The following is a 22,501-nucleotide window of genomic DNA, read 5'->3' as shown; positions in this document are numbered from 1 at the left end:
CGATCGTCCGGGGCTTAGCGGTCGTTCAGGCTCGCCTACTAGGGTGCTGGCAGACACTCAATCGCAGGCGAGGGAGAAGCAGATGGCGGGTCGACTCGCGGTCGTCGGGGCCGGGCTGATGGGTTCCGGCATCGCCCAGGTGGCGGCGCAGGCGGGCTGGCAGGTGACGCTGCGCGACATCGACGACGCGGCCACGACGCGCGGTGTGGACGGCATCCGGAAGTCGCTGACGAAGTTCGCCGAGAAGGGCAGGATCGAGGCGTCCGACGTCGAGGCCACGCTGGGCCGGATCACCCCGACCACCGAGCTGGAGGCCGCCGCCGACGCGGACATCGTGGTCGAGGCGGTCTTCGAGAAGATCGAGATCAAGCACGAGGTGTTCCGCGCGCTGGACAAGATCTGCAAGGCGGACGCGGTGCTGGCGACCAACACGTCGGCCATCCCGGTGACCCAGATCGCCACCGCCACGCAGCGCCCGGAGTCGGTCGTCGGCACCCACTTCTTCTCCCCGGTGCCGATGATGAAGCTGTGCGAGCTGGTGCGCGGTTACAAGACCAGCGACGCGACCCTGGCCACCGCGAAGGCGTTCGCCGAGGAGATCGGCAAGACGGTGGTGGTGGTCAACCGGGACATCGCCGGTTTCGTCACCACCCGGCTGATCTGCGCGCTGGCGATGGAGGCGGTCAAGCTGGTCGAGTCGGGGGTGATGTCGGCCGAGGACCTGGACACCGCCTGCAAGCTGGGCTTCGGCCACGCGATGGGTCCGCTGGCCACGGTCGACCTGACCGGCGTGGACGTCCTGCTGAACGCCACGAGGAACATCTACACCGATACGGCCGACGAGAAGTTCTTCCCGCCGGAGCTGCTCCAGCGGATGGCCACCGCCGGTGACCTGGGTCGCAAGACCGGCCAGGGCTTCTACTCCTACTGAGCCCCGGTGCCGGCCAGGCCGGTTCGCCAGATCGCCGATATTGCGGTATCCCGCCAAGCGGACACCGCAATATCGGCGCAACTGAGTCGATCAAGGCCCGCCCCCCGGCCGGCCCCGGCCCGGCCGGGGGTCAGGCGGGGTGGCGGGTGGCCGTGGGGGCGTTACGGGTCAGCCGTCGCGCTTGGTGGTCCAGCGGAAGGTGGTCAGGCAGAGCGCCAGGCCGATCAGGCACCACAGCGCGAGGACCAGGGCGACCCGGCCCAGCTCGAAGGAGCCGCCGGGCTCCTGCGCGCCGAAGCTCTCCGGCAGGAACACCGCGCGCAGGCCCTGGCACATCCACTTGAGCGGGAAGAGCGCCGCCACCTGCTGCATCCAGGTGGGCAGGTCGGTGAAGACGAAGAACACCCCGGAGATGAACTGGAGCACCAGGGAGACCGGGGTGACCACGGCGGAGCCGCTGCGCGCGGTGCGGGCCAGCGACGAGATGGCGATCCCGCACAGGGTGCAGGCGGTCACCCCGAGCACGGCGACCCAGCCGAAGGTGAACCACTTCCCGGCGGTGGCCGGCAGGTCGAGGTCGAACAGGGCCACGGCGACCGCCAGCAGCAGCGCGGTCTCGGCGACGCCGATCACCACCACCATGATCACCTTGCCGGCGAACCAGACCCACTTCGGCATCGGGGTGCCCCGGTAGCGCTTGAGCACGCCCCGGTCCCGCTCGATCGGGATCCAGATGCCGAGGTTCTGGAAGCTCACCGTCATCAGCCCGGTCGCGATCATGCCGGTGATGAAGTACTGGGTGAACTTCACCCCGCCGCCGATCGTCCCGTCGAAGATCGACGCGAAGATCAGGATCATGATGATCGGGAAGCCCATCGTGAACACGACGGACTCCCGGCTTCGCAGGAACTGGGTGATCTCCAGCCGGCCCTGGCGCAGGGCGAGCGCGCCCGGCCCGACCCGCCGGCGGCCGGTGGTGGCGGGCGGGGTCGCCGGCTTCGTGGTGGTGGTCATCAGTGTCCGATCATGCTCAGGTAGACGTCTTCCAGGGTCGGCCGGGTCACCGTGAGACCGGGCACCTCGCCGCCGAAGCGCGCGGCCAGTTCCGCCACCAGCGCCGTCGGCGTCGCGCTCTGCGCCGTCTCCGGCGTCCCCTCGGGGGTACGCCAGGAGACCGTCGCCAGGGCGTCCTGGCGGTTGCCGAGCAGGTCCGGCGGGGCCACCTCGATCACCCGGCCGGCGGCGATCACCCCGACCCGGTCGGCGAGCGACTCGGCCTCGTCCAGGTAGTGGGTGGTGAGCACGATGGTGGTGCCGGCGGCGGCGAGGTCGCGGATCAGCTCCCAGAACTCGCGCCGCGCCTCCGGGTCGAAACCGGTGGTGGGCTCGTCGAGGAAGAGCAGCTCGGGGCGGCCGATGATGCCCAGCGCCACGTCGAGCCGGCGCTTCTGCCCGCCGGAGAGGGTGTGCGTGCGGGCGTTGGCCTTGGCGCCCAGCCCGACCCGTTCGACGACCTTGTCCGGGTCGTCCGCCTCGGGATAGAACCCGGAGAAGTGCCTGACGACCTCGGCGACGGTCAGCTCGTCGAACTCGCCGGTGCCCTGGAGCACGATGCCGACCCGGGACCGCCAGTCGGCGGCCTGACCCCGGGAGGTGCGCGGTGCGCCCGCCCGTGGGCCGCGCGGACGGGACCCGAGGACGAGACCGGGGTCGGTGCCGAGCACGCTGACCTCGCCGGCGTCGCGCTGCCGGTAGCCCTCCAGGATCTCCACCGTGGTCGTCTTGCCCGCGCCGTTCGGTCCGAGCAGGGCGAACACCTCGCCTCGGCGGACGTCGAGGTCCACCCCCGCCACCGCGACGTTGTCGCCGTACGCCTTGCGCAGTCCCCGTACGGAGATCGCGAGCTCGTCATCCATGCCGTCCAGTGTGCGACCAGGCCGTCCGGCGCGGCGGTCCGGGGTGTGCCGGTGTCGGCCGGGTCGCGTCGAGGCGGCCCGCTTCGTCCCCGACGGGGGCCTGTGAGGTGCTGCATAGCCGGGGACGGCCGGGCTGTGCCGAGCGTGTCCGGCATGGCCGGCAGGTCTGGCGTGGCCGGTCATGTCCGACGGGCCGGGACGGCTCGGCCCCGGCCCGTGGTGGCCTGTCGGTCAGCGGCTCTGGTAGGTCATGCAGTCGGCCAGGTCGTTGTCGGGGCCGACGGTGATCGCCGGGGCGCGGCACTCCAGTTCGGCGTTGTGCCGGCAGTCGGCCCGGCTGCACGCGCCGACCTGGGCGATGAGCCGGTCGAGGCCACCGCGTACCGGCAGCTCCACGAAGGTGTGGCAGTGCGCGTGGTCGGTGCTGCCGATGGTGATGGCGAACGCGTGGCAGTCGTTGGTGTGGTTGTAGGCGCAGGACGAGGCCGCGCACTCCTGAACCCGGGGCATTTCCATCGCTGCGGTCATGACAACCTCACTTTCGGTAGATATGCCACAAATAGTAGGTGCCGGTGGGGTGGGCACGGGCCGTTCCTGCGCTGATCACCCCGTAGGAAGCCCGCTACTGCGGCGCCCGCGCCCGGACACCCCGTCCCCGCTCCGCCCGCCCGCCCGCCCCTGCCCTTCCACTCCGGTGATCAAGAGGTTTGCGTCGCCGGAGAGCGCTCTCGGCGACGCAAACCTCTTGATCACCGCAGCGGGGTGGGTGCGGCGGGGCGGGCGCGGCGTCACCGGTGTCCGGGATGGGATCGGCCGGGCGGGGCGTCCCGTGACCGGCGGCACCCTGACGGCGGAATCCCGGCCGGCCCGCAGTCGTTACACCCTCTGTACGACCGCAGCAGCACCCCGCCCGGCCAGCCCGGAGGCGGGCAGCGCCCCGGAATGACGCGGGGCCCCCGGTCGTTACATCTGGTTCCGGCGCGAGCGGCAGGGCCCGCCGGAGACCTGAGAACTTCCCCTCATGAGCGCCTCGTCGTGGTGCTTACGCCCCCACCGCCGGCTCCGCCGGTGCCCCGGTCCCCCGACCGGTCGGGTGGCGTCGACCCCCTCGAAGGAGCATCCCCCATGAAGACCACCATTCTGCGTAAGAGTGTCCTCGGTATCGCCGGTCTGGCCGTCGCCGGTGGTCTGGCCGCCGGCCCGCTGAACCACGGCACCGCCGAGTCGACCGCCACCGACCACACCGTGGCCGTGGTGCAGGCCGACAAGCCGGCGGTGGACAAGGCCAAGCTGATCCCGCACGGCGTGCAGGGCGAGCAGTCCCGCATCGACCTGAACGACGAGCAGACGGGTAACGTCAAGGCGATCATCGCCGCCACGAAGAAGGCCGGCATGGACGAGCGTGCCGCAGTGGTGTCGATCGCGACCGCCCTGCAGGAGTCGAAGCTGGAGAACCTGGGTCACCTGGGCGACCGTAACGACCACGACTCGCAGGGCCTGTTCCAGCAGCGTCCGTCCAGCGGTTGGGGCACGGTGGAGCAGATCACCGACCCCGAGTACGCCACCCTGGCGTTCCTCAAGGGCCTCAAGCAGGTCGACGGCTGGCAGGACATGCCCCTGACCAAGGCCGCCCAGACCGTCCAGGTGTCGGCGTACCCCGACCACTACGCCCAGTGGGAGCAGCAGGCCGCCGACCTCGTCGCCCAGCACTGGAACAGCTGACCCGCGTACGACACGATGGCCGGCACCCCCACCCGGGGTGCCGGCCATCGGCGTGTGCGGCGGCGGGTCAGACCCGGTAGCCGGCGGCGCGGGCCGCCTCGCGGTCCCGGCGACGTTCCCGGCGTCGGCGCAGGAACCAGACCACGAACGCCACCATGCCCAGCAGGAACGCCAGCACCAGCACCGGCAGGATGATCGCCACCAGGGACATCAGCACGCTCGTCGCGTCCTCGGCGGTGCTGGCCACCGGTGCGCCGAAACCCGCGGTGGTCGCGTTGACCACCGGTCGGGCCGCCGCCTTGAACAGGTGCACCCCGAGCGCGATGGCGACACCGGCGGCCACCGGCACCCACTGGTGGGACGAGAAGAACCCGCCCGGGTCGCTCACCGTCACCGTCTCCGAGCCCGACCCCGCGCCGAACGCGAGGCCACCGGCGGTGGGGCGGACCACCGTCTGCACGACGTCGTTGACGTGGTCGACCACGGGCACCTTGTCGGCGACGACCTCGACCGCGAGCAGCGCCGCGAGGATCGCCAGCACCCAGCCGTTGCTCAGCCACTGCCAACCGCTCGGCAGGTCGATCAGGCTGGTGTAGCGGGCGAGCAGACCCATGGTGAGCAGGGGAATGTAGGCGTTCAGGCCCGCCGAGGCGGCGAGCCCGGTACCGGTGAGGACTTCGAACACCATCTCAGCATCGCACCGGCACGCCAGTGCCGCGCGACGGTGACCGGCCGGTCCTCCGCTACCCTCGTCGGGTGCGTCTGGTGATTGCGAAGTGCTCGGTGGACTACGTCGGACGGCTCTCGGCGCACCTGCCGCTGGCCACCCGCCTGCTCATGGTGAAGGCGGACGGTTCGGTGTCGATCCACGCCGACGACCGCGCGTACAAGCCGTTGAACTGGATGAGCCCGCCCTGCCGGCTGGAGGAGGCCCCCGGCGTGTGGCGGGTGGTCAACAAGGCCGGCGAGGAGCTGCGGATCACCCTGGAGGAGGTCTTCCAGGACACCTCGTACGAGCTGGGCATCGACCCGGGGCTGCGCAAGGACGGCGTCGAGGCGCACCTGCAGGAGCTGCTGGCCGCCAACCCGGAGACGCTGGGGGAGGGCTACACCCTGGTCCGGCGGGAGTACATGACCGCGATCGGCCCGGTCGACCTGCTCTGCCGGGACGCCAACGCCGGCGCGGTCGCGGTCGAGGTGAAGCGGCGCGGCGAGATCGACGGCGTCGAGCAGCTCACCCGCTACCTCGAACTGATGAACCGGGACCCGCTGCTCGCCCCGGTGACCGGCGTGTTCGCCGCCCAGGAGATCAAGCCGCAGGCCCGGGTGCTCGCCACCGACCGGGGCATCCGCTGCGTGGTGGTCGACTACGACCGCCTGCGCGGCATCGTGCGCGACGAGCTGACCCTGTTCTGACCACCGGCCGGGCGGGGTCAGCGGCGGCCGTACAGGGCCTTGGTGACCTTGACGATGCGGGCCACGTCGGTCGGGGTCCGCTCGAAGGTCATCGCGGGCAGCAGCGAACGGGCCCGTCGCCTGGTGACCGACTTGGCCCGGCCGAACTCGCGCAGCCCGTCCTCACCGTGGATGCGGCCGAAGCCCGAGTCGCCCACCCCGCCGAACGGCAGCGTGGACATCCCGGCGAAGGTGAGCGCCGAGTTGACCGACGCCATCCCCGAGCGCAGCCGGCGGGCGATCGCCACCGCGTCGCGCCGCCCGAACACCGAACCCCCCAGGCCGTACGGCAGGGCGTTGGCCCGGCGTACGGCCTCGTCGGCGTCGGCGACCCGGGTGATGGTCACGGTGGGGCCGAAGGTCTCCTCACGGATCGCCGACGCGGAGTCGGGGACGTCCACCAGCACCGTCGGGTGCACGTACGGCGGCTGCACGGCGGCGGGACCGCCCAGCACCGCCCGCCCCCCGGCGGCGACGGCCTCGTCGATGTGCCGGCGGATCACGTCGAGCTGGCTCGGCATGGTGATCGGGCCGAGATCGGCCCCATCCGCACCGACGGTCAGCCGTTCGGCGCGGGCGACCACCTTGTCGACGAACGCGTCGTGCACGGCCGCCACCGCGTAGACCCGTTCGATGCCGATGCAGGTCTGCCCGGCGTTGGTCAGCGCGCCCCAGACGCACGCCTCGGCGGCGGCGTCCAGGTCGGCGTCGGCGTCCACGATCATCGCGTCCTTGCCGCCGGCCTCCAGCAGCACCGGGGTCAGCGACTCGGCGCAGGCGGCCATGACCCGGCGGGCGGTCGCCGTGGAACCGGTGAAGGCCACCTTGTCGACGCCCGAGCGGCACAGCGCCGCGCCGACGTCGCCCAGGCCGTGCACCGCCGTGAACACCTGCTGCTCCGGCACCACCTCGGCGAACGTGTCGACCAGCCACTGCCCGACGACCGGGGTGTACTCACTGGGCTTGAGGACGACCGCGTTGCCGGCGGCCAGCGCGTAGGCGGCGGAACCGACAGGGGTGAAGACCGGGTAGTTCCACGGGCCGATCACCCCGACCACGCCGTGCGGCTGGTATTCGAGGTGACCGGAGAACTCGGCGAGGATCAGCCGGGAGCGGACCCGGCGCGGCCCCAGCACCCGGCGGGCGTTGCGGGCCGCCCAGTCGATGTGTTCGATGGCGGTGAGCACCTCGACGACGGCGTCTCCGACCGGCTTGCCGCCCTCGACGTGGATCAGCTCGGCCAGCTCCTCGACCCGCTGGGCGAGCAGGGCCCGCCAGCGCAGCAGCCGGGTGCGGCGGCAGGTGAAGCCGAGCCCGGCCCACCACTGCCCGGCCGTGCGGGCGCGGGCGACCGCGCGGTCCACCTCCCCGGCGGTGGCGACCGGCACGCTGCCGGCCTCGTCACCGGTGGCCGGGCTCGTCGAGACCAGCCGACCGTCGGAGATGACCGGGGTACCCGGGACCTGCACAGCCGTCATGGCGGAAGTCTAGACCCGGAAGCTACCCGCTGGTAGTTGTGAACACTGCTCAGCTATTGCTTCCGTCGCCGCCTGTTCGGTGGACACCGGATGTCCGCCAGGGGTCGCGGAGATGACCGGGCGGGTGGTGAGCTGATCACGCGGAGCTGGCAGGCTGACCGCGGGGCGACGGTGGGTGGGGAGCTGACTGTCCATGCAGGAACATCCGGAACTGATGCCACTGCTGACCGTGGCCGCTGGCCCGATGCGCGGGGCGAGCTTCCGCGTCCGGCCCCAGCCGCAGGTGATCGGCCGGGCGCCGACCGCCGACATCGCGGTCGCCGACGCGCACCTGAGCCGGCGGCACGCCGAGGTGCGGCTGACCGACGACGGGGTGCTCCTGGCCGACCTGGGGTCGACCAACGGCACCTGGCTCAACGACCGGCGGATCACCGACGCCGAACCGCTCACCGACGGCGACGTGATCCGGCTCGGCCGTACCGAACTGCGCTACTTCGACCCCGGACTGGCCACCACCGACCCGGTCGGCCTGCGCTTCGCCGGGGGGTCCGTCGGCCGCCGGGACCACCGGCCCACGCTGCCGCTGCCGTCGCGCGTCCCCGGCCCCACCGACGCCCTGCCGGCCGCCCCGGTCCCCGCGCCCAGCGTCGTCGACGCCTGAGGCGGACGGGGACCGACCTCCCCCGCGCCGGTCCCGGCGGATAACCTTAGCGTTCGTTCATGCCGGCAACGGCGGAATCAACCAGGGGAGGCCGGTCGTGGCGCGGGAGTTCACCAGGGTGGGCGTGGTGGGTCTGGGCACCATGGGTGCCGGCATCGTCGAGGTGTTCGCCCGCAACGGTGTCGACGTCGTCGCGGTGGAGATCTCCCCGGACGCCCTGGCCCGGGGCCGGGCCACCCTCACCCGGTCGACCGACCGGGCGGTGGCCCGGGGCAAGCTGGCCGAGGCCGACCGGGACGCCCTGCACGCCCGGGTCGACTTCCAGGTCGGGCTGGACGCGCTGCACGCGGTGGACCTGGTGGTCGAGGCGGTCCCCGAGCGCCTCGACCTCAAGCGGCGGATCTTCGCCGAGTTGGACCGGATCTGCCGGCCCGACACCATCCTCGCGACCAACACCTCCTCGCTGGGCGTCACCGACATCGCCGTCGCCACCGGCCGTCCCCACCAGGTCGTCGGCCTGCACTTCTTCAACCCGGCACCGGTGATGAAACTGGTCGAGGTCGTCCGCACCGTGGTCACCGCCGCCGACGTGGTCGCCGACGTCGAGGCGCTCTGCGCCCGGCTCGGCAAGGTCGGCGTGACGATCGGCGACCGGGCCGGATTCATCGCCAACGCCCTGCTGTTCGGCTACCTCAACCAGGCGGTGGGCCTGTTCGAGGCACGCCACGTCACCCGCGAGGACCTCGACGCGGCGATGACGCTGGGCTGCGGCCTGCCGATGGGCCCGCTCGCCCTGCTGGACCTGATCGGCCTGGACACCGCGTACGAGATCCTCAACACCATGTACCGGCACGGCGGGCGCAACCGCCGGCACGCCCCGACGCCGCTGATCCGGCAGATGGTCACGGCGGGGCTGCTCGGCCGCAAGACCGGGCGCGGCTTCTACACCTACGACAAGCCGGGCTCGGCGAAGGTCGTACCCGACGGGTCGACCCCCACCGCCGCCGCCGACGACGTGCCGGGCACCACGGCCGTGGCCACGGTCGGTGTCGTCGGCTCGGGGACGACGGCGGCCGATCTCGCCGCGGTGTTCGCCGCCGCCGGCCACCAGGTGGTCGCCGTCGGCGCGGACGGGCCCGCCGGGACCGCCGGGGCGGTCCGGGCCGCGCTCGACGAGGACGTCACCCGGGACCGCCGGGACGCGACCGGCCGGGACGCCGCGCTGGCCCGGATCACCTGGGCGGACGCGCTGGAGCAACTCGCCGACGCCGACCTGGTGGTCGAGGCGACGGCGGGGGAGCTGGACGCCACCCGGGCGCTGTTCGCCCGCCTCGACGAGGTCTGCAAGCCGGGCGTGCTGCTCGCCACCGCCTCCTCCGCGCTGCCGGTGATCGACCTGGCGATGGCCACCAGCCGTCCCGCCGACGTGCTCGGCCTGCACTTCTGCGCCCCGGTGCGGGTACGCCCGCTGGTCGAGGTGGTGACTACCGTCCGGACCTCGACGGAGGCCACCGCCACCGCCCGCGCGGTCTGCGCCGCCCTCGGCCGGACCACGCTGGTCTGCGCCGACCGGGCCGGCCTCGTGGTCGACGCGCTGCTCTTCCCGTACCTCAACGACGCGGTGCAGATGCTGGAGGCCGGTTACGCAGGCGTCGACGACATCGACCACGCGATGACGCTCGGCTGCGGCTATCCGACCGGCCCGTTCGCGCTGCTCGACGCGGTCGGCCCCGACGTGGCGCTGGCCGTGCAGCGGGCGCTGTACCGGGAATCGCGCGAACCGGGCCTGGCCCCCGCGCCGCTGCTGCACCACCTGGTCACCGCCGGCCGGCGGTTCCGCGAGCACGCCGGGCGCTGATCCGGGGCGATCGACCTCACCCCGCCGGGACGCTGGCCTGACCGTAACCTTGGCACGGTGAGCCCCCGTCGCAACCGCCCCCGTCGCGAGGACACCGGCCAGCTGGACGCCGAACGGGCCCGGCACGGCGTCGAATCGGTGCAGCAGTGGCGCGACGGCGAGTGGCAGGTACGCGGGATCAGCGGCGGGGCGTCCGTCAAGACGTACCGCTGCCCCGGGTGTGACCAGGAGATCCGACCCGGGGTGGCGCACCTGGTGGCCTGGCCGGCCGACGGCGCGGGTGACCTCACCGACCGGCGGCACTGGCACAACGGCTGCTGGCGGGCCCGGGACCGGCGGGGACCGAACCTGCTGCGCGGCCGGGGCGCTCCCCGGTACGGCTGACCGCTCCGGCCCACCCACCCGGCGCGAGCGATCTGGATCACCCCGGTTCCGCCCCGGGCGAGCGACCGCGGCGGGTTCGGGTCAGACTGGGGCGGTGAGCACACCGATCCGCGCGTCGTCGATCCTGCCCGGCCACCGGGAGGACATCGAGCTGCACACCGCCGACGGCCTGCGGCTCGTCGGTGAGCTGGCCCGCCCGGTCGACCGGACGCCGGCGGGCACCCTGGTCTGCCTGCACCCGCTGCCCACCCACGGCGGGATGATGGACAGCCACGTCTTCCGCAAGGCGGCCTGGCGGCTGCCCGCCCTGGCCGACCTGGCGGTGCTCCGGTTCAACACCCGGGGCACCAGCAGCGTGCGGGGCACCAGCGAGGGTGCGTTCGACAACGCGGTGGGCGAGCGGTTCGACGTCGCCGCCGCCATCGAGTACGCCGAGTTCCACGAGCTGCCGAACATCTGGCTGGTGGGCTGGTCGTTCGGCACCGACCTGACCCTGAAGTACGGCTGCGACCCGGCGGTGGCCGGAGCGATCCTGCTCTCCCCGCCGCTGCGTTTCTCGCAACCCGGCGACCTGGCCGTCTGGGCGGAGTCGGGTCGGCCGCTGACCGCGCTGGTGCCCGAGTTCGACGACTACCTGCGCCCCGACGAGGCCCGGCGGCGCTTCGCGGCGGTGCCGCAGGCCGAGGTGGTCGGCGTGCCCGGGGCCAAGCACCTCTGGGTGGGCGACGCCGAGCGGGTGCTCGACGAGATCGTCAGGCGGGTGAACCCGGCGGTGCCGCTGCCGCTGCCGACGAGGTGGGACGGCCCGATGGAGACCGGCGACGTCAGTGCGTACGCCGACCGGACGGTGGCCGCCTTCGCCGACACCCCCGTACCGGGGCCCGCCGCCGGCTGAGCCCTCCCGGTCGTGTCTCAGCGGCGGTCCTGGCGGGGGAGCACCACCTCGCGCAGGATCAGCTGGAGGGCGGCGACCACCGGGATGGCGATCAGCGCGCCGACCACCCCCATCAGCGCCACCCCGAGTAGGGCGGCCAGCAGCGCGGCCACCTCGTTGACCTCCACCGACCGCCGCATGATCTTCGGGTAGATGAGGTAGTTCTCCACCTGCTGGTAGAGCACGAAGAAGACCACGCAGGCGATGCCGACCGGCAGCGCGGTGGCGAAGCCGACCAGACTGACGACCACCGCGCCGAGGGTGGCCCCGATCTGCGGGATCAGGTCGGTCACCGCCACCACCACGGCCAGCGCGAACGGGTAGGGCAGCCCGACGACCAGGGCGAAGACGAAGCTGGTCGCGCCGGCCAGCACGGCGATGCTCAACGCCCCCACCATGTACGCGCCGACCTTGGTGAGGATCTCGTCGCCGATCAGGCTGACCCGTTGCCGGCGGGACCTCGGCACCAACGCGTACCCGAGGTCGCGCAGCCGGTCGAAGTAGGCCAGGAAGTAGATCGTCAGCACCAGCACGGTGAGCACCCGGAAGATCGTGCCGAAGATCAACTGAGCGCCGCCGAGGACCCCGCCGAGCGCCCGGCCCACGGTGTCCGCGTTCGCCAGCTCCTGCACCCGCCGCATCACGTCGTACCGCACCACCAGGTCGTTGGCGGTGCGGTTGCGGCGCAGTTCCTCGACGTAACTGGGGAGCTGCTCGATGAACTGCCCGGTCTGGGTCACCACCGGCGGCACCAACGCCACCAGCCCGGCGACGATCAGCAGCACCACAGTCAGCGCCACCACCGCCACCGCCAGCCCGTGCGGCAGCCCCCAGCGGCGCAGCCGGACCACCGCCGGGTTGAGCCCCACCGCCAGGAAGAGCGCGATCACTACCAGGACCAGGATGCCGCCGGCATTGCGGATCCCCAGGAACACGGTGTACGCCAGCAGCACGCCGAGGGCCCCGGTGAACCCGACCAGGAAACTGCTGCGGCGCAGTGGCCGCCCGGGTCGACCGAACCGCCCCGATCCGGTGGCGACCGACCCGGCGGAGCCGTCCCCCGACATGTTCCGCGCCGGTGCGTCCTGCGCTGGCGCGTGCGGTGCCGTGGTGGGGGCGTCGGTGGCCCGGCCGGTCGGTGCGGCGGGCTCTGCGCGCGTGGCGGGCTCTGCCCCGGTGGCCGGCTCCCCGGTCGGGCCGGGCGGCGGCTCGGAGCGGGCCGTCACCGGTTCCTTCCCGGCCCGGGCCACCGGTACGCCAGCGCGGACGCTGTCCCGGGCCGCGTCGTCGCGTGCCGGGCCTTGCTGTGCCACCGGACCTCCCCAGTTCCGCCCCGGCGCGGCAGACCGGAGTGGATCGGCCGACCCACCCGGCGACCACCTACCGTACGGGCTCCTGCCCGCAGGGTAGTGGGGTGGGCGGCCCGCCGGCCACCCCGGGGTCGCCCCGCCGTGGTCACTCGGACTCGACGGTCACCGTACTCGGCTTGGCGCTGCGCTCGTCGGTGGTCGGCTTGCTGGGCCGCTTGCCGTTCTCCCCGGTACTGGTGATCTTCGTCGGGGTGGCGCCCCGGCCGGCGGTGCCCGGAACCGCGGCGACTGTCGGTTCACCGTCCACCCCGGCGCTCGCCGTCCCGCCGTCCACCGTGGTCACCGGCTCGGCCTTCGGCTTCGCGGCACCGTCCGTACCACCGGTCGGTTTCGTGCCGTTGGCGGCCGGACCGCCGGCCGGCCTGGTGACGGCCACGACCGCGTCCGCACCGACCGGTTCCTTCCCGGCGTCGCTGTCGGCGGGGGCCTTGCCGCCGCCGGTCGCAGCGGAGCCCACCGGCTGCGGCGCCGGGGCGTCGGCGGTGCGGGTCGGCTTCGGCTTCCTGCCGTTGCCGAGCGGGCCCGTCCCCGGCCGGTCGCCGTCCGGGGACGGCACCACCGCGTCGGTGCCCACCGGCGTCGCGGCGCGCGTCCGCAGGGCGGTGACGTCCCGCTGGAGCTCGTCGTGCTCCTGCCGCGCCTGCCAGGTCTCCTGACGCAGGTCGGCGAGCTGCTGCTGGGCCTGGGCGATCTCCAGCATCACCCGGGCGAGCTGCTGCCGGCCGGCCGCCGCCTCCTGCTGGGTGGCGGCGAGGTGCTGCTGGGTGGTGGCCAGGTGCTGTTGGGTGGTGGCCGCGTACTCGTCGAACTGCCGACGGGAGGCGGCGACGTGCTCGTCGGCCTGGCGACGCTTCTCGGCGGTCTCCCGCTCGACCCGGTCGATCAGCTCGGTGGTCTCCTGCTCCACCCGCCGCCGTAGCTCGGTGGTCTCCTGCTCGGCCGTACGGCGCAGCGTCGCCGCGTCCGCCTCGGCGACCCGGCGGATCTCGGCCGCGCCCTGCTCGATCTCGTCCCGCCGGGCGGCCCACTCCCGCTCCAGCTCGGCCTGCCGCGTGCCGTGCTGCTGTTCCAGCTCGTCGTGCCGGGCCCGGTGCTTGCGGTCCAGCTCGTCGCGGCGCTTGGCGAACTCCTGCTCGGCGGCGGCCCGGCGCTGGGCCAGCTCCCGGTCGGCGGCCTCCCGCCGGCCGTTGACCTCCTGCTCCACCCCCGCGCGCCAGGCCCCCAGCTCCTGCTGCGTCTGGGCGCGGGACTGCTGCACGTACGCCTCGGTCTCGGTGCGCATCCGCTGCACGTACGCCTCGGCCTCGGCCCGGCTGCGCTGGGCCGCCTCGGTCGCCTCGGTGGTCAGCCGCTGCGCCTCCTGCCGGGCCCGCTCCCGGGTCGCCTTGGCCGCGCCGTCGGCGTCGTCGGTGACCTGCTTGGCCTGCTGGAGCGCCTTGGCGTGGGTGGCGCGGCTGGTCTCCGTCGCCGAATCGGTGAGCCGCCGGGCCTCCTGCTGTGCCTTGAGGTGCACCTCCTTGGCGGCCTCGCGCAGGTCGGTGGCCTCCTTCTGGGCCTTGGCCAGCGCCGCCTTCGCCATCTCGCGGAGCTTGGTGGCCTCCTGCTGGGCCCGGGAGTGGATCTCCTTGGCGGTGTCGCGGAGCTTGGTGGCCTCCTGCTGGGCCCGGTTCAGGGCCTCCTGGGCGGCGGTCCGCAACCGGTTGGACTCGTCCTCGGCGGTGGCGCGCAGCAGGGTCGCCTCGTCCTTGGCGATGCTGCGCAGCCGGGCGGCCTCCTCCTTGGCGGTACGCACGGCGGCGTCCGCCTCGGCTTTGCGGGCCGTGGTGTGCCGTTCCTCCTCGGCACGCCGGGCGGCGAGCGCGATCTCGAAGTCCTTGAGCGCCCGGGCGGCCTGCTCGCGGGCCTCGTCGATGATGTGCTCGGCGGCGGCCCGGCGGGCCTCGATCTCCTCGTTGGCGGCGACCAGGATCGCGTCCGCCTGCTCCTCGGCGAGGGCGAGGATCTGCTCGACCCGGGGGCCGAGGTGCTTGAAGGAGGCCCGGTCCACCACCCCGACCTGCTTGCGCACCTGGGCGAGATCCCGCTGTAGGTGCTCGACCTGACCGGCCAGCTTGTGGATCTGGGTGTACGCCTGTTCCCGCTCACCCGTCAGCGTGGCGATCTCGTGCTCCGCACGAGCGACGTACCGGTCGACCTGTCGTTTGTCGTATCCCCGCAGAGCGGACTCGAAGCTGGGCTCCGTGGTCACATCCCCGCCGAGAGCGAACAGTTCCTCGCCGTGCGACATGCCCCCATCCTCACACGCATCCGGCCCTCCGGGGGCGATACGGACGCCGCTGTGGGGAGCTGTTTCAGTGCTGTCCCGCGACAGGGTGTCACAGGGCGGGAACGGGCGCGGCGCGGGGGTGCACCGGTCATCCGGTGTCCCTCCGCGCCGCGACTCATGCCCCGTCGATGCGTTCGGTCAGCTGGCGGTCTCCGCGGTCGCCCGGGACTCGGCGTCGGCCTTCGCCGGCTCCGCCTTGGCCGGCGCGGCGGCCTGCTGCTGGGCCGGCACGCCCGGCACGATCCCGGCCAGGCCGGAGAGCATCTGGCCGAGCTGGGAGGTGACCGCGTCCTTCTGGCGGGTGAGGTCCTCCACCTCGCGGCGGGCCGCCTGGGTGGTCAGGTCCGCCTCGGTGCGCGCCTCGGTGAGCAGCCGCTTCGCCTCGGCCTTGGCCTCGTTGAGGGTCTTCTCGGCCAACGCCTTGGCCTTGTCGACGGTGTCGTTGGCGGTGCGCTCGGACTCGACCCGGCGGGCCTCGGCGCGCTGCTCGATCTCCTTGGCCCGCTCCTGGGCGGCCCGCGCCCGCTGCTCGGCCTCGCCGACCAGCTTCTGGGTCTGCGCCACCTGGGCGGCGTGCCGCTCCGACTCCTCGCGCTCGGCCTTCTCCCGCCGCTCGGCGAGCTGGAGCTCCAGCGCCTGGAGGTCCTTGTCCCGCTTGTCGCGGGCGTCGGTGAGCAGCTTGGTCGCCTCGGCGCGCTTCTCCTCGGCCTCCCGGGCGGCCTTCGCCCGCTGCTGGGTGATCTCCCGCTCGGCGGTGGCGCGCAGGGTGGCGACCTCCCGCTCGACGGTGGACTTCAGCTCGGCCACCTCGTGCGCGGTGACCGTACGCAGCTGCTTGGTCTCCCGGTCGGCGTCGGCGCGCAGCGTGTCGGCCTCCCGGCGGGCCTGCACCCGGGCCTCGGCGGCCTCCCGCTCGGCGGCGGTGCGGACGGTGCCGGCCTCCCGCTCGGCGGTGGCCTTCATCGCGGCGGCCTCGGCGCGCGCCTTGTCGGTGATCTCCCGCGCCTCCAGCCGGGCAGCGGAGAGGATTCCTTCCGACTCGCGCTTGGCCTCGTTGCGGTGGTCGTTGGCCTGCTCCTCGGCCAGCCGGAGGATCTGCTCGACCCGGGTGCCGAGACCCGAGAGGGTCGGCCGGCTGTTCTCCTCGAGCTGCTTGTTGGTGTCGGTGAGCTTCTGCTCGAGCGCGGCCTGCCGCTGCTCGGCCTGGCGGAGCCGACGCTGGGCGTCGTTCATCCGCTGCTCGGCCTCGGCGCGGGCCTGCTCCGACTGGGTCAGCGCGGCTGTCATCCGGCCGAGGAAGTCGTCGACCTGGTGGGTGTTGTATCCGCGCAGGCCCACCGTGAAGTCGGGCTGCGAGTTCGCGTTATCGAAGAACGCGAGAGGGGAGGACTGCTGCTGGGGCATTGGGACATACTTGCAGACCCCCCGGGGTCGTTCGCAAGAGCGGTGCCGAGCTTTCGTGTCCTCTTTACATGGTCCACCGGGTCGTACCGGCGGCCGACGCCAAACGGCGATCTTGGCAGGTCCGGGCGGCCCCGCCGCCGTCACCGCCCGCTATCCCGGCAGTGCCCCACACCTTTCCCCCGCCACCCCCGGAATGGCATCCCCGCACAATGCCCGCCCCGGTCCGCCCCGCCCCGGTGATCAAGAGGTTTGCGTCAGGTCTGGAGATCGGGATGACGCAAACCTCTTGATCGACACGGAGGGAGGGGCGGGGGAGGGGGAGAGGAAGGGTCAGTGGGGGGTGTCGGCGGGTTGGACGAGTTCGATGAGGACGCCCCCGGCGGCCTTGGGGTGGACGAAGTTGACCCGGGAGTTGGCGGTGCCGCGCTTCGGCGTGTCGTAGAGCAGCCGTACGCCGCGTTCGCGCAGGGTCGCGCAGGCCGCGTCGATGTCGGCGACCGTGTACGCCACCTGCTGCACCCCGGGGCCGTTGCGGTCGAGGAACTTGGCGATGGTCGACTCCGGCGACAGCGGGGCGAGCAGTTGCACGCAGCCGCCCTCGGCGGTCGGGCCGACGGCCATCATCGCCTCGCGTACGCCCTGCTCGGTGTTGGTCTCCTCGTGTATGCAGCGCATCCCGAAGGTGCGCTGATAGAAGTCGATCGCGGCGTCCAGGTCGGCGACCGCGACCCCGACGTGGTCGATACGGCGCAGCCCGATGTCTGTGACGTAGTCGGCAGCGGGCTCGACGGGGGAGTTCTCAGCCATGACGCTAGTCTGGCCGAACAGCCGTTAAGGCGTACAGCTCGGTACCCCCCTCGGAGGCAGACAGTGGCATCGGTCATCGTCAGCGGCGCGCGGACCCCGATGGGCCGGCTGCTGGGCAACCTGAAGGACCTGCCGGCGACGAAGCTCGGCGGCATCGCGATCAAGGCGGCGCTGGAGCGCGCCGGGGTCGCCCCGGACCAGGTGCAGTACGTGATCATGGGCCAGGTGCTCCAGGCCGGCGCCGGGCAGATCCCCGCCCGGCAGGCGGCGGTGGAGGCGGGCATCCCGATGTCGGTGCCGGCGCTGAGCGTCAACAAGGTGTGCCTCTCCGGCCTGGACGCGATCGCCCTGGCCGACCAGCTCATCCGGGCCGGCGAGTTCGACATCGTGGTGGCCGGTGGCATGGAGTCGATGACCAACGCCCCGCACCTGCTGCTCGGTCAGCGCGCCGGCTACAAGTACGGCGACGTGACGATCAAGGACCACATGGCCCACGACGGGCTCAGCGACGCCTGGGACTGCTGCTCGATGGGCGAGTCCACCGAGCGGCTCGGCGCACGGCACGGCATCACCCGCGAGGAGCAGGACGCATTCGCGGCGGCCAGCCACCAGCGGGCCGCCGCCGCCCAGAAGAACGGCCACTTCGCCGACGAGATCACCCCGGTGGTCATCCCGCAGCGCAAGGGCGACCCGCTGGTGATCAGCGAGGACGAGGGCATCCGCCCGGACACCACCGCCGAGTCGCTGGCCAAGCTGCGTCCCGCCTTCACCAGGGACGGCACGATCACCGCCGGTTCCTCGTCGCCGATCTCGGACGGCGCGGCGGCCGTGGTCGTGATGAGCAAGGCCAAGGCGAACGAGCTGGGTCTGACCTGGCTGGCCGAGGTCGGCGCGCACGGCAACGTGGCGGGCCCCGACAACTCCCTGCACTCGCAGCCGTCCAACGCCATCCAGCACGCCCTGAAGAAGGGTGGCCTGAGCATCGACGACCTCGACCTCATCGAGATCAACGAGGCGTTCGCCCAGGTCGGGATCCAGTCCGCGCGGGACCTCGGGGTCGGCGTCGACAAGATCAACGTCAACGGCGGGGCCATCGCGCTGGGGCATCCGATCGGCATGTCCGGCGCCCGGCTGGTGCTCACCCTCGCGCTGGAGCTGAAGCGGCGCGGCGGCGGCACCGGCGCGGCGGCGCTCTGCGGTGGTGGCGGTCAGGGTGACGCCCTGATCATCCACGTGCCGGCCGACGCCCAGGGCTGACCCGCATCCGGGTCGGCAGGGGCGGGGTCGGCGAGCCGCGCAGTCGGGCGCGAAGGTGATCCGGTGACGAGCGCGGGGAGTGGGCGGGGTTTGCGAGCCCCGCAGTCGTGAGCGAAGGTGGCCCAGTGACTGTCGAGAACGCTCCCTCCCCGGCCGCTGTCCCGGTTCGTCGCAGTCGGGACGTACGGATGCTGGTGCGTCGGGCACGCGAGGGTGACCCCCGGGCGGTGGCCCGGCTGATCACCCTGGTCGAGTCCGGCGACGAGGTGCTGCCGCAGGTGGCGGCGGCGCTCGCGCCGTACGCCGGGCAGGCCCAGGTGGTCGGGTTGACCGGCTCCCCGGGGGTCGGCAAGTCGACCACCACCAACGAGCTGGTGCGGGCGTTGCGGGCGGGCGGGCACCGGGTCGGCGTGCTGGCCATCGACCCGTCCAGCCCGTTCACCGGCGGGGCGATCCTCGGTGACCGGGTGCGGATGCAGGACCACGCCACCGACCCGGGCGTCTACATCCGGTCGATGTCCAGCCGGGGGCACCTCGGCGGGCTCTCCGCCGCGACCCCACAGGCGGTCCGGGTGCTGGAGGGCGCCGGCTGCGACGTGGTGCTGGTGGAGACCGTCGGGGTCGGCCAGGCGGAGGTGGAGGTGGCCTCGCTCGCCGACACCACGCTGGTGCTGCTCGCCCCCGGCATGGGTGACGCGATCCAGGCGGTCAAGGCGGGCATCCTGGAGATCGCCGACGTCTTCGTGGTCAACAAGGCGGACCGGGACGGCGCCGACAACACGGTCCGTGACATCCAGGGCATGATCGCGCTGGGCGAGCGCGGGCCGGGGCAGTGGCGGCCGCAGGTGGTCCGCTCGGTCGCCGCGCGCGGCGAGGGGATCGACGACATCGCCGCCGCGATCGACAAGCACCGGGCCTGGCTGGAGCAGCACGACGAGCTGCGCCGCCGCCGGGAGAAGCGGGCCGCCGCCGAGATCGAGGCGATCGCGCTGGGCACCCTGCGCGCCCGCATCGGTTCCCTGCGCGACGGTACGGAGTTGCCGACGCTCGCCGCGAAGGTCGCCGAGGGGGCGCTGGACCCGTACGCGGCGGCGGACGAGTTGCTGGCCCAGATCAGCGCCTGACCGGGCCGGCGGGCCGGACACCACCTGGCCCTTTTCGGGGGGCATATTGCTGCTCTTGAATGCCGTGATGTACGCGTGTATACAGGAACGGCGAAACTGATCTCGGGCCCGGGCGCATTCTGCGCCCGGGGCGCGGTCTCCGAACCGAGGAAGGGAAGGAATACCGTGACCAGGATCGGAACAATGGCCACCCGGCTCGGTGTCTCCGGCGCGCTCGTCGTCGGCGCCGTGTCGCTGACGTTGGCGACGACGGCGGCAGCCGCGAGTGCCGGCTCGGTGAGTGGCGGCTGGTTCACCAACAGCACCTCCTGTTACCAGGCCGGCAGCAATGCGGTCGAGCTGCCGAATTCGCGGTACCGCGACTATGCCTGCAACTATTCCGCCAGCCACAACCCGCACTGGCACCTGCTCCTCTACACCTGATCCGGACCGCGCCGTCGCGGAATGGGAACGACCGTTCCGCTGGCCGCCGCCGGTGGTGTGTTCAGCCGGTCGGTTGCCGCAGGTACGGCTCCAGCGGCCCGCGCGCGAGTGAACGCGCCCTGGCCTCCCCGACACCGTCCTCGATCATGTGGGAGGCGGTGTAGACGATCGCCTGGACGAGTTCGGCGGTGCCGGCCCGGTCGGGTGCGCCGTGCTCGGCGAGGGCCTCCACGAGCGGAGCGCGCAACTGTTCGTGGAGGTGACGGCCGGGTTCGGCGAACGCTTCCGGCGAAGCGATCGCCGACAACCCGCGGAAGACCGCGTGCTCGCCCGTGGCGACCAGATGGAGGTTGGCCGCCACGTAGGCGAGGACCCGGTGGCCGGGGGTGCTGGCCCGGCGCATCCGCTGCGTCACGTAGGTCGACCAGCGGGGAAGCAGGTCCACGATGACCGCGTCGAGCAGGTCGGTACGGGACGCGAAGTACTGGTAGGCGCTCGGACGCGCCAGGCCTGTCCGCGCGGCGACCGCAGCCCACCCCGACCTCCCCCTCACCCTCGGTGATCAAGAGGTTCGCGTCAATCTGCCCGCGGATCGTGACGCAAACCTCTTGATCACCGGGGTGGGGTGGCGAGGGGGGGTGAGTTCCCTTAGCGATCGTTCAGGTTGTCGTTCTACACTCGGGGTTCGGTCGAGGACTCGAGGAGGAGCCCCGCGGATGAACGCCGACGAGATCGCCGCCGGACGGGCACGCTGGCAGGCCCGGTACGACGCCGCGCGCAAGCGGGACGCGGACTTCACCACCCTGTCCGGCGCCACCGTGCAACCCGTGTACGGGCCCCCCGAGGGCACCGCGTACCCCGGGTTCGAACGGATCGGCTGGCCGGGCGAGTTCCCGTACACCCGGGGGTTGCACCCGACCGGCTACCGGGGTCGGGCCTGGACGATCCGGCAGTTCGCCGGGTTCGGCAACGCCCAGCAGACCAACGAGCGGTACAAGATGATCCTCGGCGCGGGCGGCGGCGGGCTCTCCGTGGCCTTCGACATGCCGACCCTGATGGGGCGTGACTCCGACGACCCGCAGGCGCTGGGCGAGGTCGGGCACTGCGGGGTCGCGGTGGACTCCGCCGCCGACATGGAGGTGCTCTTCGACGGCATCGACCTGGCCGGCGTCACCACCTCGATGACCATCTCCGGCCCGGCGGTGCCGGTGTTCTGCATGTACCTGGTCGCCGCCGAGCGGCAGGGCGTCGACCTGTCCCGGCTCGACGGCACGTTGCAGACCGACATCTTCAAGGAGTACATCGCGCAGAAGGAGTGGCTGTTCGACCCCGAGCCGCACCTGCGCCTGATCGGCGACCTGATGGAGTACTGCGCCGGCGAGATCCCGCGCTACAAGCCGCTGTCGGTCTCCGGCTACCACATCCGCGAGGCCGGCTCGACCGCCGCGCAGGAGTTGGCGTACACCCTGGCCGACGGGTTCGGCTACGTCGAGCTGGGGCTCTCGCGCGGCCTGGACGTCAACGTCTTCGCCCCCGGGCTGAGCTTCTTCTTCGACGCGCACCTGGACTTCTTCGAGGAGATTGCCAAGTTCCGTGCCGCCCGCCGGATCTGGGCCCGCTGGCTGCGCGACGTCTACGGCGCGACCAGCGAGAAGGCCCTCTGGCTGCGGTTCCACACCCAGACCGCCGGGGTGTCGCTGACCGCGCAACAGCCGGTCAACAACGTGGTACGCACCGCCGTGGAGGCCCTTGCCGCCGTGCTCGGCGGCACCAACTCGCTGCACACCAACGCCCTCGACGAGACCCTGGCCCTGCCCACCGACGAATCCGCCGAGATCGCCCTGCGTACCCAGCAGGTGCTGATGGAGGAGATCGGGGTGACCAACGTGGCCGACCCGCTCGGCGGCTCCTGGTACGTCGAGGCGCTCACCGACGCCATCGAGGCCGAGGCGGAGGAGATCTTCGCCCGGATCCGGCAGCTCGGCGGCGACGGCCCGCACCGGATCGGCCCGATGACCTCCGGCATCCTGCGCGGCATCGAGGACGGCTGGTTCACCGGCCACATCGCCGAGTCGGCCTTCGTCTACCAGCAGGCCCTGGAGAAGGGCGACAAGAAGATCGTCGGGGTCAACTGCCACACCGGCACGGTCGCCAAGGAGCTGGAGATCCTGCGCATCTCGCACGAGGTGGAGCTGGAGCAGCGCCGGGTGCTCGCCGAGCGCAAGGCCGCCCGCGACGACGCGGCGGTGACGGCGGCGGTGCAGCGCATGATCGAGGTCAGCCGTACCGGCGGCAACATGATCCCGCCCATGCTCGACGCCGTCCGCGCCGAAGCCACCCTGGGCGAAATCTGCGACGCCCTACGCACGGAATGGGGCACCTACCGCGAACCCGCCCGCTTCTAACCCCCGTCCCCCAACCCCACCCCCGGTCGATCATGGAGTTGTGGTG

At 72.6% G+C, this 22,501-nt stretch carries 21 protein-coding genes; 11 read left to right on the top strand and 10 right to left on the bottom strand.

Annotated elements, in window-relative coordinates; all coding sequences use genetic code 11:
- Positions 1–82: 82 nt before the first annotated feature.
- The gene (locus B5D80_RS06035) at positions 83–931 is read left to right on the top strand and encodes a 3-hydroxyacyl-CoA dehydrogenase family protein (protein WP_088642775.1); all 849 of its coding nucleotides are present in this window, start codon (positions 83–85) and stop codon (positions 929–931) included.
- A 168-nt stretch (positions 932–1,099) separates the two neighbouring features.
- Here B5D80_RS06035 and B5D80_RS06030 read toward each other — a convergent pair whose 3' ends face one another.
- From B5D80_RS06030 to B5D80_RS06020, 3 genes are all read right to left on the bottom strand, one after another.
- The gene (locus B5D80_RS06030) at positions 1,100–1,945 is read right to left on the bottom strand and encodes an ABC transporter permease (protein WP_088642774.1); all 846 of its coding nucleotides are present in this window, start codon (positions 1,943–1,945) and stop codon (positions 1,100–1,102) included.
- Positions 1,945–2,847, bottom strand: coding sequence for an ABC transporter ATP-binding protein (locus B5D80_RS06025; RefSeq protein ID WP_088642773.1), 903 nt, complete (start codon positions 2,845–2,847; stop codon positions 1,945–1,947). The genes B5D80_RS06030 and B5D80_RS06025 overlap by 1 nt, the downstream gene beginning before the upstream one ends.
- Before the next feature lie 231 nt (positions 2,848–3,078).
- Positions 3,079–3,375 (bottom strand): DUF1540 domain-containing protein, encoded by a 297-nt coding sequence (locus tag B5D80_RS06020; protein WP_067312880.1) that lies wholly within the window; start codon positions 3,373–3,375, stop codon positions 3,079–3,081.
- A 597-nt stretch (positions 3,376–3,972) separates the two neighbouring features.
- Between B5D80_RS06020 and B5D80_RS06015 the strand changes: the two genes are divergently transcribed.
- Positions 3,973–4,569, top strand: coding sequence for a hypothetical protein (locus tag B5D80_RS06015; protein ID WP_088642772.1), 597 nt, complete (start codon positions 3,973–3,975; stop codon positions 4,567–4,569).
- A gap of 67 nt (positions 4,570–4,636) precedes the next feature.
- On the opposite strand, the gene B5D80_RS06010 is transcribed toward B5D80_RS06015, so the two are convergent.
- Positions 4,637–5,254 (bottom strand): DUF4126 domain-containing protein, encoded by a 618-nt coding sequence (locus tag B5D80_RS06010; RefSeq protein WP_088642848.1) that lies wholly within the window; start codon positions 5,252–5,254, stop codon positions 4,637–4,639.
- 71 nt (positions 5,255–5,325) lie between these two features.
- Between B5D80_RS06010 and nucS the strand changes: the two genes are divergently transcribed.
- A complete protein-coding gene (gene nucS, locus B5D80_RS06005) occupies positions 5,326–5,985 on the top strand; it encodes an endonuclease NucS (protein ID WP_088642771.1) in 660 nt (219 codons plus the stop codon).
- Between the two features lie 17 nt (positions 5,986–6,002).
- On the opposite strand, the gene B5D80_RS06000 is transcribed toward nucS, so the two are convergent.
- Positions 6,003–7,502 (bottom strand): aldehyde dehydrogenase family protein, encoded by a 1,500-nt coding sequence (locus B5D80_RS06000; RefSeq protein WP_088642770.1) that lies wholly within the window; start codon positions 7,500–7,502, stop codon positions 6,003–6,005.
- A 193-nt stretch (positions 7,503–7,695) separates the two neighbouring features.
- On the opposite strand from B5D80_RS06000, the gene B5D80_RS05995 reads away from it, so the two are divergent.
- From B5D80_RS05995 to B5D80_RS05980, 4 genes are all read left to right on the top strand, one after another.
- A complete protein-coding gene (locus B5D80_RS05995) occupies positions 7,696–8,163 on the top strand; it encodes an FHA domain-containing protein (RefSeq protein ID WP_088642769.1) in 468 nt (155 codons plus the stop codon).
- A gap of 142 nt (positions 8,164–8,305) precedes the next feature.
- Positions 8,306–10,021, top strand: coding sequence for a 3-hydroxyacyl-CoA dehydrogenase family protein (locus tag B5D80_RS05990; protein ID WP_425437169.1), 1,716 nt, complete (start codon positions 8,306–8,308; stop codon positions 10,019–10,021).
- A 57-nt stretch (positions 10,022–10,078) separates the two neighbouring features.
- Entirely contained in the window at positions 10,079–10,405 is a 327-nt protein-coding gene (locus B5D80_RS05985; RefSeq protein ID WP_088642767.1) for a hypothetical protein, read from the top strand.
- Between the two features lie 94 nt (positions 10,406–10,499).
- Positions 10,500–11,300, top strand: coding sequence for an alpha/beta hydrolase (locus B5D80_RS05980; protein ID WP_088642766.1), 801 nt, complete (start codon positions 10,500–10,502; stop codon positions 11,298–11,300).
- A 17-nt stretch (positions 11,301–11,317) separates the two neighbouring features.
- On the opposite strand, the gene B5D80_RS05975 is transcribed toward B5D80_RS05980, so the two are convergent.
- From B5D80_RS05975 to mce, 4 genes are all read right to left on the bottom strand, one after another.
- Positions 11,318–12,406, bottom strand: coding sequence for an AI-2E family transporter (locus tag B5D80_RS05975; RefSeq protein WP_088642847.1), 1,089 nt, complete (start codon positions 12,404–12,406; stop codon positions 11,318–11,320).
- 388 nt (positions 12,407–12,794) lie between these two features.
- Complete coding sequence (locus B5D80_RS05970; RefSeq protein ID WP_088642765.1) at positions 12,795–14,996, bottom strand: coiled-coil domain-containing protein; 2,202 nt, start codon at positions 14,994–14,996, stop codon at positions 12,795–12,797.
- 177 nt (positions 14,997–15,173) lie between these two features.
- Positions 15,174–16,439: a DivIVA domain-containing protein gene (locus B5D80_RS05965; RefSeq protein ID WP_088642764.1), complete on the bottom strand. Its 1,266-nt coding sequence runs from the start codon at positions 16,437–16,439 to the stop codon at positions 15,174–15,176.
- Positions 16,440–16,769: 330 nt separating this feature from the next.
- A complete protein-coding gene (gene mce / locus B5D80_RS05960) occupies positions 16,770–17,246 on the bottom strand; it encodes a methylmalonyl-CoA epimerase (protein WP_088642763.1) in 477 nt (158 codons plus the stop codon).
- Positions 17,247–17,309: 63 nt separating this feature from the next.
- On the opposite strand from mce, the gene B5D80_RS05955 reads away from it, so the two are divergent.
- The 3 genes from B5D80_RS05955 (at position 17,310) to B5D80_RS05945 (ending at position 20,050) form a co-directional block, all read left to right on the top strand.
- On the top strand, positions 17,310–18,503 hold the full coding sequence (locus B5D80_RS05955) for an acetyl-CoA C-acetyltransferase (RefSeq protein WP_088642762.1): 1,194 nt from the start codon (positions 17,310–17,312) through the stop codon (positions 18,501–18,503).
- A gap of 188 nt (positions 18,504–18,691) precedes the next feature.
- Positions 18,692–19,627 (top strand): methylmalonyl Co-A mutase-associated GTPase MeaB, encoded by a 936-nt coding sequence (gene meaB / locus B5D80_RS05950; protein ID WP_245854271.1) that lies wholly within the window; start codon positions 18,692–18,694, stop codon positions 19,625–19,627.
- A 183-nt stretch (positions 19,628–19,810) separates the two neighbouring features.
- Positions 19,811–20,050, top strand: coding sequence for a hypothetical protein (locus B5D80_RS05945; protein ID WP_088642760.1), 240 nt, complete (start codon positions 19,811–19,813; stop codon positions 20,048–20,050).
- 61 nt (positions 20,051–20,111) lie between these two features.
- Here the strand turns inward: B5D80_RS05945 and B5D80_RS05940 are convergent, their stop codons facing one another.
- Positions 20,112–20,603, bottom strand: a complete 492-nt coding sequence (locus tag B5D80_RS05940; RefSeq protein WP_088642759.1) for a TetR/AcrR family transcriptional regulator — start codon at positions 20,601–20,603, stop codon at positions 20,112–20,114.
- Positions 20,604–20,766: 163 nt separating this feature from the next.
- Between B5D80_RS05940 and icmA the strand changes: the two genes are divergently transcribed.
- Positions 20,767–22,455, top strand: coding sequence for a coenzyme B12-dependent isobutyryl-CoA mutase large subunit (icmA, locus tag B5D80_RS05935; protein ID WP_088642758.1), 1,689 nt, complete (start codon positions 20,767–20,769; stop codon positions 22,453–22,455).
- Positions 22,456–22,501 lie beyond the last annotated feature (46 nt).

The organism is Micromonospora wenchangensis (assembly GCF_002210435.1).
Classification (GTDB): domain Bacteria; phylum Actinomycetota; class Actinomycetes; order Mycobacteriales; family Micromonosporaceae; genus Micromonospora; species Micromonospora wenchangensis.
The sequence above is the reverse complement of the archived record's forward strand: the minus strand, read 5'-3'. Positions and strand labels throughout refer to the sequence as shown.

Excerpts from the sequence above, each read along its gene's own strand:
- B5D80_RS06035 (WP_088642775.1), top strand. The coding sequence starts at position 83 with ATGGCGGGTCGACTCGCGGTCGTCGGGGCCGGGCTGATGGGTTCCGGC.
- B5D80_RS06030 (WP_088642774.1), bottom strand. The coding sequence starts at position 1,945 with ATGACCACCACCACGAAGCCGGCGACCCCGCCCGCCACCACCGGCCGC.
- B5D80_RS06025 (WP_088642773.1), bottom strand. The coding sequence starts at position 2,847 with ATGGATGACGAGCTCGCGATCTCCGTACGGGGACTGCGCAAGGCGTAC.
- B5D80_RS06020 (WP_067312880.1), bottom strand. The coding sequence starts at position 3,375 with ATGACCGCAGCGATGGAAATGCCCCGGGTTCAGGAGTGCGCGGCCTCG.
- B5D80_RS06015 (WP_088642772.1), top strand. The coding sequence starts at position 3,973 with ATGAAGACCACCATTCTGCGTAAGAGTGTCCTCGGTATCGCCGGTCTG.
- B5D80_RS06000 (WP_088642770.1), bottom strand. The coding sequence starts at position 7,502 with ATGACGGCTGTGCAGGTCCCGGGTACCCCGGTCATCTCCGACGGTCGG.
- B5D80_RS05995 (WP_088642769.1), top strand. The coding sequence starts at position 7,696 with ATGCAGGAACATCCGGAACTGATGCCACTGCTGACCGTGGCCGCTGGC.
- B5D80_RS05990 (WP_425437169.1), top strand. The coding sequence starts at position 8,306 with ATGGGTGCCGGCATCGTCGAGGTGTTCGCCCGCAACGGTGTCGACGTC.
- B5D80_RS05975 (WP_088642847.1), bottom strand. The coding sequence starts at position 12,406 with ATGTCGGGGGACGGCTCCGCCGGGTCGGTCGCCACCGGATCGGGGCGG.
- B5D80_RS05970 (WP_088642765.1), bottom strand. The coding sequence starts at position 14,996 with ATGTCGCACGGCGAGGAACTGTTCGCTCTCGGCGGGGATGTGACCACG.
- B5D80_RS05965 (WP_088642764.1), bottom strand. The coding sequence starts at position 16,439 with ATGCCCCAGCAGCAGTCCTCCCCTCTCGCGTTCTTCGATAACGCGAAC.
- mce (WP_088642763.1), bottom strand. The coding sequence starts at position 17,246 with ATGGCTGAGAACTCCCCCGTCGAGCCCGCTGCCGACTACGTCACAGAC.
- meaB (WP_245854271.1), top strand. The coding sequence starts at position 18,692 with ATGCTGGTGCGTCGGGCACGCGAGGGTGACCCCCGGGCGGTGGCCCGG.
- B5D80_RS05945 (WP_088642760.1), top strand. The coding sequence starts at position 19,811 with ATGGCCACCCGGCTCGGTGTCTCCGGCGCGCTCGTCGTCGGCGCCGTG.
- icmA (WP_088642758.1), top strand. The coding sequence starts at position 20,767 with ATGAACGCCGACGAGATCGCCGCCGGACGGGCACGCTGGCAGGCCCGG.